Below are 9,113 nucleotides of genomic sequence, written 5' to 3' on the forward strand. Positions count from 1 at the left end.
ATAATTTTCACTCCTTAACTATTTTCATTCCAGATTCAATGAATTCAGTTGGATCAACCAAAGAATAAAGTTCATTTTCCAAAAAAAGTGAATACGTTCCATCTTTATGTTCAACTAAATAACATTCATCCACTAAATCTTCAAGATCATATGTTCCTTCTAATTCTTCGGATCGTTCAAAATAGGCTTCAAAAATGATAGAATTACCGACAAATGGCAATAGTAGTAATACACAAAGAAGCAATTTATTTGTTTTTTTATGAATGGGTTTATTTAATAAATAATTCACACGATACGAAAGTACATTCTTGTTTTCTCCAATCATATTACTTGAAACAGCTTTTGATATTTTTGAATCATTTTCCATCATTTTCTTTTGAACACTGATTAGTGTCTGAGCATATTCCAATGTTTCTTTTTCATTCATTGAATCTGTTGTTTTTTCATCCACTCGAATTTCCAAATATAAATTGATATTCTTTTTCAGCCAGTAAACGGGTGGAAACCACCAATAGAAAATAGTAAGTAGATTCACTATTTGTTTAAACAAAATATCATTCTGTTTTAGATGCTGTGCCTCATGTTGTAAAATATTTTGAATATCATTTTGTGTAAAATCCATTTCTGGTACGAAAATACATTTTTCAAATCCAATGACCATACAAGAAGGAATCCCATCTGATACATAAACATCATAATCTGGTTTTATTTCTTGATTTAATAATTCGGACATTTTGTATTTTTTGGAATACTGAACCATTTTATTTTTTATTTTTTTTGTAGAAATGATATTTCCAATCCATTTTATACATCCAATCACAATTCCAATTATCCATATGAACAATAAAACATACATCACTTTAAATTGTGACAATAATTCATAATTCAAAAAATCCATCAATGGATTCATGATAACAGGTAATGGAATGGTTTTGGTAAATGGAAATTCAATTGGAAAAATCATTCTCAAACAAATTACGAGAACTAATACAAATAATAAATCAGCTCGAAATAAATGATAACTTTTTTCGTGTGTTAATATGAAACTGAAAAAAAGAATAAATAATAAAGAAACACACAAAGTTATAAATAAAGAAGAAATACTTATATTCATTATTTATCAGCTAATTCCTTTTTCTTTTGTGCAATTAATTTTTCCAGTTTCTCAATGGATTCAAAGTCATCATTGTTTTGAATAAAATGAAGTGTCAATTCTTCAAATGTTTCTTTCTTAATAAAAGAAGCTATATATTCCGATTCAGAAATACAGGGACTGTATAAACGAGCAATTGATTTTTTGTTTTTACCAATTCCTGATACTTCCACATATCCAATGGATAATAAATGCTGAAGAACCTGTGAAACTGTATAAATACTTAATCCCTCTGTCGTTTGTGCTATTTCATTTGCTGACATTTTATGATTTTCTTTCCATAAAATATCCATTACCTGGTTTTCTCTTTTTGTTAGTTGTGTATATTCCATTGTACTCACCTTCTTACAAATTATAACAAAGCAAATGTTTCTTCGCAAGATATGTTATATTATTAACTCTTGCATTTTTTAACAATCGATATATAATTAAATCAAGGATAGCGTTATCTAAATTTAAGAAAGGTGATATATAAATAAAAATCATATAAAAAAGGTTAAAGCTCCATGTATATGAGTATTTTATTATTATAATAGTTTTACTTCTATATTATTTCTAATATATTACTTTTGATAATCAGGTATTTAAAATTTTAAAAGAAATAATCTGAAAAAGGCCTTTTTTATAATTGTAGTTTATATATTATTACTTTGATAATTTCAATAGGAGACCAACTATGAAAAAAAAGAATCGTATTTTCGGCATTTTATCTGCATTTACATTGATTATTGCCATTTCTACATGTATGACATTTGCTGCTTCAGGAAGAAAATTAATTTCAAAACCAATAAGTGGTTCATACTATACAAATAACAGTTTAAGATATTCCTTTAGTGCAACCGCTGGAATCAGTTATACAAATGATGTTATATATGCAATATCTGATTTATCTTTTAGTCAAGTAACCATCACTTCAACAATTTTAGGTAATACCGGTACCGTTGTTCCAAGACAAATTAGCAAAACGTATTCAGGAAGTTCTGCAACCTATGTTGTTCAAGTTACAAGAACAGCTCAAGGAGTGTACAGTGATAAAGTGAATTATACATTAGTATATAGAGTATCCGATGCTGGAACTCCATATAGTTTAACCCCTGCAGACGAAATTACAGTAGAAATAATTGAAAGTGAACCTTACGACATAGTATGGTATGATTAAGAAAAAGGAGAATTTGATTATGAAAAATATTGTGATTGATTATAATACTTTTACAATATTGGATGGGACTAAAGGTACTTATCTTATTTCTGATATTGTGAAGATGTCTATTGTTTGTGAAGATGCTCGTTATAAAGGGAAAACGGATCCATTTAAGCATTTAGTTTTAGATGGAAAAATACAGATGGGATGGTTAGATCTTCCTAAATTTTATTTTGGGATTGATTTTGAAATGAAAGATCATTCACATCTGGCTTTATATATTTCCAGTCAGCCTGTTCAATATGAGCGTGGAACATATTTTGAAGAAAAGAAAGAAGCACAAACTATCATAGATACATTAAAAAGAAGCATGTAACTGCTTCTTTTTTAGTCTATTTTTGTGATTTCAACACTCCATTGTGCCCCTACTCCAATGTTGTAAGCCTTAGCAAACGATCCCTGATTAATCGCAATACCAACACGATATAAAGAATTAATATAAATGACAGGAGAACCAATGCGAACATCCGCAAAACTTTTTCCAAAAATCACCTGGTTTTGATAGACAAGCATATCGTTGTTGTAGATCGTTAATTCATAGCGTTTTCCGTATTCTGGATTCAACAAGAAAAATTCTTCTCTTTTAATACTTGTCCATAAAGAGCCAAAACGAACATCCAATATATCAATACATCCTTTCACACTGTTTTCACTGACTTGTGTTAATGTGATTGGAAGTTCTACTATGCGATCTACCGATAATTCTTCTCCGACTTCTTCAAAAGAAATAATTCCAGCAGCTAATCTTGCGGCTGTATAAGCATAGACATCTCGTCCATGGAATGTAAAACTTTGTTCGGTATTTTTTCTTCGATTGACGGCTTCCGATATTTCTCGGATTTTATCAATGCCAATAAATTTTTTAATGTGTGTTAAAGTTCCATTATCGGGTGTCACAATATATTGTCCATTTACTGTATGTGCTACAACACTTTTTCGTTTCGAACCTACACCTGGATCGACAACCGATACAAAGACAACATCACTTGGCCAATATTCAATGGTTTGATATAAACGATAACTGGCTTCAAATATATTATATGGCGTAATGTCATGGGTTAAATGATGAATTTTCAAGTCTTCACAAACACTAAGGGCTACACCTTCCATGGCACTCACCGCTCCATCCACTAATCCAAAATCGGATTGCAGTACAATTGTTTTATTCATGTTCAAACACAACTTTCCATTCCGATCCAAAGGAACAATGATAAGTTTCACAGAAGTTTCCTACACTAACTGCCAATGCGACTTTCATTAATTCATTGTTGTAGATAATTGGCTGTCCTGGTTTTGCCATTCCAAATGATTTATGGAACAATACTTTATCTTGGAATACGATATTGTCTTTATGATAAATTGTTACTTTTACATAGTCTCCATATTCAAATCCGGCTTTTTTAAAGTCTTCTAAATAAATATTAGTCCATAAGTTTCCAAAGTTCGGATCATTGATTTCAAAAATGCCTTCGATTCCTTTTTCAATTTGTTTCGGTTCTAAGATTTCATGACAAACAATTTCATCCACTGGATATTTTTTTCCAACTTGTTCATAGGAAATAATTCCTGAAGCTAAACGAGCTGCACAATAGCCAAATAAATCACGTCCATGGAAAATCGCAACACCTTCAGTTCCTTTTCCGTGTAGACGATTGATTGTTTCATCAATTTCACGTACTTCTTCAATGCCTACATATTTTTTGATATGTGTTAAAGACCCATTATCCGGTGTCACAATATAATAGCCATCTTTTGTTTTGGCAACACAAGCTCTTCGACTCGTTCCAACGCCTGGATCGACAACAGAAACAAAAATGGTTCCTTCGGGCCAGAATTTCATAGATTGATATAAACGATACGATGCAGACCATGTATCGTATTGTGGCAATTCATGGGTTCCGTCTATAATTTCTAAAGTACAATCGACGCTTTTAACAACGCCATACATGGCACAGACAGCGCCTTCTTTATATGTAAAATCGGTTTGAAAAACCAGCATAGGTTTATTATAATCAATCATTTTCTTTCCTCCTTATATAAATGGATTATAAAACATACTTTTGTTGACAAAAATACGAATATACAACATAAACACAAAAATCAATAAACAAACAAGCATACTGATCCAGTCTTTGGTTTGAAGTGGTTTAAAAGAATACCAGCTTCTTTTCTTTCCTTTTCCAAAGCCTCTTAATTCCATGGCATTGGTAATTAATTCAATGCGATCCATGGTTGTAAAAATCAATGGCGTTAAAATCGTTACTACATTCTTAATTCGATCCAGTAACTTTGCTTTCGAACTCATTTCCAATCCCCTGGCTTGTTGTGCTAAAGAAATTGTATGATAGTCTCTTTGTACATCTGGAAAATATCTAAGTGTTAATGAAAGAGATGTACAGACTTTATAATTAACTTTAATATGATTTAAACTCGATGCGAATTCACTGGGATTGGTTGTTAAAAAGAAAATCATTCCCAATGGAATTACGGATAAATATTTTAAAAATTTTGTGCATTGATAAAATAATTGCTCTAAAGTTACTTCATATCTACCAAAAATCGGAAATAAAACATGTTTGGTTCCATAGATTTCACATCCATATGTTGGAGAAAAAAGAAAAGTTAATATAAAATTGGTAATCAAAAAGATTCCTACATAAATAAACATCGTTTTGACTTGTTTAAACTTAATTTGTGCTTTATGCATCAAAAAATAAGAAAACAATAAAATAGCTAAAATAATACGAATATCATAGGTCAACATAACAGTTGTAGTTAATAATAAGAAACAAACCAGTTTTGTGAGTCCAGATAATTTATGGACAAATGTATCCAATTGATTATACGAAAACAATTTAATTTTCATGGTTTCTTCCTTCTTTCTCAAATTGAATGAATTTTTCTACAAATTGAATAGGATTTGAAATATTGGCTTTTTTTGCTAAAGAAAATAAAGACGTTTCTTTTAAATTGGCTTTTTCACAAATCTGTTCATTGCATAAAATTTCATAGGCTTTTTGATCCGCAATTTTTTCTCCATTGCATAATACAATAGCTCTAGGCGTATATTCTAACATCAAGTGCATGTCATGGGTAATCAAAACAATGGTTTGTCCTCGTTCATTTAATTCCTTTAGAAATTCCATGATTTCTGAATAATGATAGTAGTCTTGTCCAGCTGTTGGTTCATCTAAAATTAAGATTTTTGGATTTAATACTAAAATAGAAGCAATGGTAACTCGTTTCTTTTGTCCAAAGCTCAATGCACTGATGGGCCATTTTTTAAAAGGAGACAATCCACATATTTTCATGACATGTGTTACTCTTTTTTCAATTTCTTCTTCACTAAATCCTCTAATTTTTAATCCCAATGCAATTTCATCATAAATCATGGTCTTTGAAATCATTTGATTCGGATTTTGAAGAACAATTCCAACATGATCGGCTCTTTCTTTAATGGAAAGCTTTGATAAATCCATGCCATCAATATAAATATTTCCTTCATCTTGTTTCTCAAAACCAACAATACACTTTGATAAAGTTGATTTACCGGCACCATTTTTTCCAATGATACTGACCATTTCTCCTTGATAAATATTTGCCGATACATGTGATAAAATCGGTTTGATTCCATCATAGCTAAAACTTATATTTTCAATTTTCATGGCAACATTTGAATTTTGTTTAGCTTCCTTTGCTTGAACCTTGTCATACCAATTTTGTAGAGAAGAAGAAATGGAATCCATTTCTAATGTTTCCAGACTTTCTGGATGCATTTCTGGTGTAATCTTCACATTGGCATATTTACAAGCTGTACAATACAAAGGCTCACGAATTCCACATTTTTGTAGAATATTGCTCGATAAAACTTCATCAGGTGTTCCCACCATAGTAATACGACCATCGTCTATCACAACAATGCGATCGACATGACGATGCAATACATCTTCTAATCGATGTTCTACTATGATAATGGTTTTTCCTTCTTGATGTAGATCATCAATTAATTCAATGGCTACTTTCCCTGTTTTTGGATCTAGATTGGCTAATGGTTCATCAAATAATAAAATATCTACATCATCGACCATAACCCCGGCTAAAGACACTCTTTGTTTTTGTCCGCCACTTAATTCATAAGGATTACTAGCCAAAAAATTTTGCATATCCACGATTTGGGCAATTTTTTGTACGCGTTCTTTCATTTCCTTTAGAGGTGTATTATCGTTTTCTAAAGCAAACGCAATGTCTTCGGCTACATTTAAACCAACAAATTGTCCATCTGGATCTTGTAGAACCGTTCCTACTTTTTTTGATAATTCAAATAAAGACTTAGCGGGTTTTCCTTGTCCATTTCCAATACAAAGACCATCAATTTCTAAACTTCCCTGAACATCTCCTTTATAAACAAAAGGAATCAATCCATTGATACAATTTGTTAATGTACTTTTTCCAGATCCACTTGGTCCTACAATTAAAATTTTTTCACCTTTTTTTATATTTAATTGAATGTCATGAAGAGTGGGCTGGGCTTGTGAATAATATTTAAAACTAAAATGATTAAATTGAATAATATCTTCCATAACGTTCTCCTTGTCTATTATTATAAGACAAAAAAAAGAGGTCTGTAAACCAGACCATCTTTTTATTCTTTTGTTAAGCTTCCTTTTGAAGAACGAGTCGAACTATATGTAATCAATAAAATCGAACCAATTACACAAGAAACAATGGCATCCATCACAAAAGCAATTCCACCTTGTACAAATACTAAATTTACAGGTTCTCCATAAATGACAATATCCAATACAGGTGCCACTACAATCCAGGCAATAGCGCATCCTAGAATCGCAAATATATTAAAGATTAATAAATCTTTTGAAGATACTTTTCCTTCTGTATTGATTTTAAAATAAGCCAATCCACAAATCAATGCACTGATTCCAGAAGCGACAACCCATGACCACCATGGAGATCCATATGATAGGAAATCCGATAAGGCATGTCCAATAAAAGCAATTAAGAATCCAGCTACTGGTCCATATACAGCTGAAAAGAAAGCTGAGATTCCATATGCGATTTGCAGATTTGTTTCTGGTACTGGACTTGGTACTTTAACAAACATAAATAAAACCATAAACAAGGCAGCTCCTAAAGCTGTAGCAACCATTGTTTTTGTTGAAAACAAACTTTTCTTCATTTTCTCTTTCCTCCTAAAAAATATATCTAGATTATAAATTGTTTTGTTTTTGAATTCAATTATTTGCGAATGGATTTCATTAATTTTTTAAATGGCTCTAAATCCAAAGTATTATGAATCCATACAATCCACAACAACAATTCCAAAATCCATAAATTAAATTTATTTTGAAATTGAAATTTCCATAAAAATGGAATCGATACAAGTAAAGCTATAATAACCATTATTATTTTCTGAATCATAGAAGGAATCAATTTCATAAAAACATCTTCGACTTGCTGATAACTAATTTCATCTTTATTTTTGATTCCGTCATAAAATCCTTCACAAAAATTTTGTATAAATCGTTTCATAGTCTTATTTTATCATGGAATATGTGGAATTGTGGGAAAATTTGACTTTCCGTTTTAAAACTGTTAAAATGCTCTACGTTGTGTGCTCAAATTATAGACAATTTGCACATGCAAGGAGGTAAATTATGAACAAAAAAGGTTTGATTGTGCCTATGGCACTAAGCCAATTTCTTTTCTTCTTTACTTGTCCCGTACATGCCAACGAAGTTAATCCTATAACAAGCAAACGACAAGAAACAATGATTTCTGTTTTAAAACAGACATTCAAACAAGATTTATCAGATTTAATGTACTCTACCACAAAAAATGATGTACACATTTTTGAAAATGATGAATATACAATTGAAGTGAAAGAAGACATCAATTGTCAGGCAACAATTTATGAAAAAAACTTAAATACACATTTAAAAGATTTAGGTTTTCCTTCTTATTCAATTGAAACCATTGACTTTAATATCAATGACTTTGATACAGTTTCTCCTGTCATTGAAGTAGAAGATGTATTAGAAGTCAATGTAAATGAAGAAATTAATTTTGATGAAAAAATCACAGTTTCAGATAATCAAGATCAAGACTTAGATTATTCTATTACAGGTGACATTGATTATTCAAAAGAAGGAATATATCCTATTGAGATTTCTTGTACAGACAAAAGCGGAAATGAAACAAAGAAATCTGTAAATATCAAAGTCAGTGATTCAAATTTCTATCAAAAAATTGCCGATGCGGCTTTAGCACAAATCGGTGTAAACCAGGATTGTACAATGCTGGTCACAAACGCATTAAAAGCTGTGGGAATCAATTTCCATGGTGCACCTTATGAATATGCTTCTTTGGGAGAATGGACAGACACACCAGTTCCAGGTGATATATGTATTTATTCTGGACATGTCGCTTTATATGTTGGCAATGGACAAGCGGTACATGGTGGATGGAATGGATATACAACGATTTTATATTCTGTTTCTTGTTCCAGTCCTTTTATTGGTTATATTCATGTAAATCACTAAAGGGGCTGTAACGAATAGTTGAGTTTTTACAAATTCGAGGGGTTACAGCACCCCTTTTTTTATTTCTATTTGAATGAGCAAAAAAAAGAGTTTTCCACTGTAAAACTTTTTGAATTTTGGACGCACTTAAAAAAGCATCCTTTATTTTCAATGTCATTAAGTTAAAAATCAAAAAAATAATAGAACTGAAGAAAAAAATGAA

Annotated in this window: 12 protein-coding genes; 3 read left to right on the forward strand and 9 right to left on the reverse strand. The window is 30.9% G+C overall.

The features are described from left to right. Positions 1-7: 7 nt before the first annotated feature. Together ACI32A_RS05565 and ACI32A_RS05570 are read right to left on the reverse strand one after the other, a co-directional pair. Positions 8-964, reverse strand: coding sequence for a M56 family metallopeptidase (locus ACI32A_RS05565; RefSeq protein ID WP_439754048.1), 957 nt, complete (start codon positions 962-964; stop codon positions 8-10). A gap of 149 nt (positions 965-1,113) precedes the next feature. Further along, entirely contained in the window at positions 1,114-1,485 is a 372-nt protein-coding gene (locus tag ACI32A_RS05570; protein WP_439754049.1) for a BlaI/MecI/CopY family transcriptional regulator, read from the reverse strand. Positions 1,486-1,829: 344 nt separating this feature from the next. Between ACI32A_RS05570 and ACI32A_RS05575 the strand changes: the two genes are divergently transcribed. Both ACI32A_RS05575 and ACI32A_RS05580 read left to right on the forward strand, forming a co-directional pair. Next, on the forward strand, positions 1,830-2,312 hold the full coding sequence (locus ACI32A_RS05575; RefSeq protein ID WP_439754050.1) for a hypothetical protein: 483 nt from the start codon (positions 1,830-1,832) through the stop codon (positions 2,310-2,312). Between the two features lie 19 nt (positions 2,313-2,331). After that, on the forward strand, positions 2,332-2,670 hold the full coding sequence (locus tag ACI32A_RS05580; protein WP_439754051.1) for a hypothetical protein: 339 nt from the start codon (positions 2,332-2,334) through the stop codon (positions 2,668-2,670). 11 nt (positions 2,671-2,681) lie between these two features. Here ACI32A_RS05580 and ACI32A_RS05585 read toward each other — a convergent pair whose 3' ends face one another. From ACI32A_RS05585 to ACI32A_RS05610, 6 genes are all read right to left on the reverse strand, one after another. After that, positions 2,682-3,524 (reverse strand): SAM hydrolase/SAM-dependent halogenase family protein, encoded by an 843-nt coding sequence (locus tag ACI32A_RS05585; RefSeq protein ID WP_439754052.1) that lies wholly within the window; start codon positions 3,522-3,524, stop codon positions 2,682-2,684. Further along, a complete protein-coding gene (locus ACI32A_RS05590; RefSeq protein WP_439754053.1) occupies positions 3,517-4,374 on the reverse strand; it encodes an SAM hydrolase/SAM-dependent halogenase family protein in 858 nt (285 codons plus the stop codon). The genes ACI32A_RS05585 and ACI32A_RS05590 overlap by 8 nt, the downstream gene beginning before the upstream one ends. A gap of 12 nt (positions 4,375-4,386) precedes the next feature. Continuing rightward, positions 4,387-5,220 carry an energy-coupling factor transporter transmembrane component T family protein gene (locus tag ACI32A_RS05595; RefSeq protein ID WP_439754054.1) on the reverse strand — a complete coding sequence of 278 codons (834 nt, stop codon included), beginning with the start codon at positions 5,218-5,220 and terminating at the stop codon, positions 4,387-4,389. Continuing rightward, the gene (locus ACI32A_RS05600) at positions 5,210-6,934 is read right to left on the reverse strand and encodes an ABC transporter ATP-binding protein (RefSeq protein WP_439754055.1); all 1,725 of its coding nucleotides are present in this window, start codon (positions 6,932-6,934) and stop codon (positions 5,210-5,212) included. Before ACI32A_RS05600 ends, ACI32A_RS05595 begins: the two co-directional genes overlap by 11 nt. A gap of 62 nt (positions 6,935-6,996) precedes the next feature. Beyond that, entirely contained in the window at positions 6,997-7,548 is a 552-nt protein-coding gene (locus ACI32A_RS05605) for an ECF-type riboflavin transporter substrate-binding protein (RefSeq protein ID WP_439754056.1), read from the reverse strand. Positions 7,549-7,607: 59 nt separating this feature from the next. Continuing rightward, on the reverse strand, positions 7,608-7,901 hold the full coding sequence (locus tag ACI32A_RS05610) for a hypothetical protein (protein ID WP_439754057.1): 294 nt from the start codon (positions 7,899-7,901) through the stop codon (positions 7,608-7,610). A gap of 125 nt (positions 7,902-8,026) precedes the next feature. Between ACI32A_RS05610 and ACI32A_RS05615 the strand changes: the two genes are divergently transcribed. Continuing rightward, positions 8,027-8,911: an NlpC/P60 family protein gene (locus ACI32A_RS05615; RefSeq protein ID WP_439754058.1), complete on the forward strand. Its 885-nt coding sequence runs from the start codon at positions 8,027-8,029 to the stop codon at positions 8,909-8,911. Here the strand turns inward: ACI32A_RS05615 and ACI32A_RS05620 are convergent. Further along, the coding region (locus ACI32A_RS05620) for a hypothetical protein (protein ID WP_439754059.1) at positions 8,883-9,113 on the reverse strand (231 nt) is incomplete at its 5' end. The genes ACI32A_RS05615 and ACI32A_RS05620 overlap by 29 nt on opposite strands.

This window comes from Floccifex sp. (assembly GCF_051873555.1).
Lineage (GTDB): Bacteria > Bacillota_I > Bacilli_A > Erysipelotrichales > Erysipelotrichaceae > Floccifex.

What these genes read in the sequence shown, in the direction of transcription:
- ACI32A_RS05600 (WP_439754055.1), bottom strand. Translation starts at nt 6,934, where the DNA reads ATGGAAGATATTATTCAATTTAATCATTTTAGTTTTAAATATTATTCA.
- ACI32A_RS05615 (WP_439754058.1), top strand. Translation starts at nt 8,027, where the DNA reads ATGAACAAAAAAGGTTTGATTGTGCCTATGGCACTAAGCCAATTTCTT.
- ACI32A_RS05590 (WP_439754053.1), bottom strand. Translation starts at nt 4,374, where the DNA reads ATGATTGATTATAATAAACCTATGCTGGTTTTTCAAACCGATTTTACA.
- ACI32A_RS05605 (WP_439754056.1), bottom strand. Translation starts at nt 7,548, where the DNA reads ATGAAGAAAAGTTTGTTTTCAACAAAAACAATGGTTGCTACAGCTTTA.
- ACI32A_RS05585 (WP_439754052.1), bottom strand. Translation starts at nt 3,524, where the DNA reads ATGAATAAAACAATTGTACTGCAATCCGATTTTGGATTAGTGGATGGA.
- ACI32A_RS05595 (WP_439754054.1), bottom strand. Translation starts at nt 5,220, where the DNA reads ATGAAAATTAAATTGTTTTCGTATAATCAATTGGATACATTTGTCCAT.
- ACI32A_RS05610 (WP_439754057.1), bottom strand. Translation starts at nt 7,901, where the DNA reads ATGAAACGATTTATACAAAATTTTTGTGAAGGATTTTATGACGGAATC.
- ACI32A_RS05570 (WP_439754049.1), bottom strand. Translation starts at nt 1,485, where the DNA reads ATGGAATATACACAACTAACAAAAAGAGAAAACCAGGTAATGGATATT.
- ACI32A_RS05580 (WP_439754051.1), top strand. Translation starts at nt 2,332, where the DNA reads ATGAAAAATATTGTGATTGATTATAATACTTTTACAATATTGGATGGG.
- ACI32A_RS05565 (WP_439754048.1), bottom strand. Translation starts at nt 964, where the DNA reads ATGATTTTTCCAATTGAATTTCCATTTACCAAAACCATTCCATTACCT.
- ACI32A_RS05575 (WP_439754050.1), top strand. Translation starts at nt 1,830, where the DNA reads ATGAAAAAAAAGAATCGTATTTTCGGCATTTTATCTGCATTTACATTG.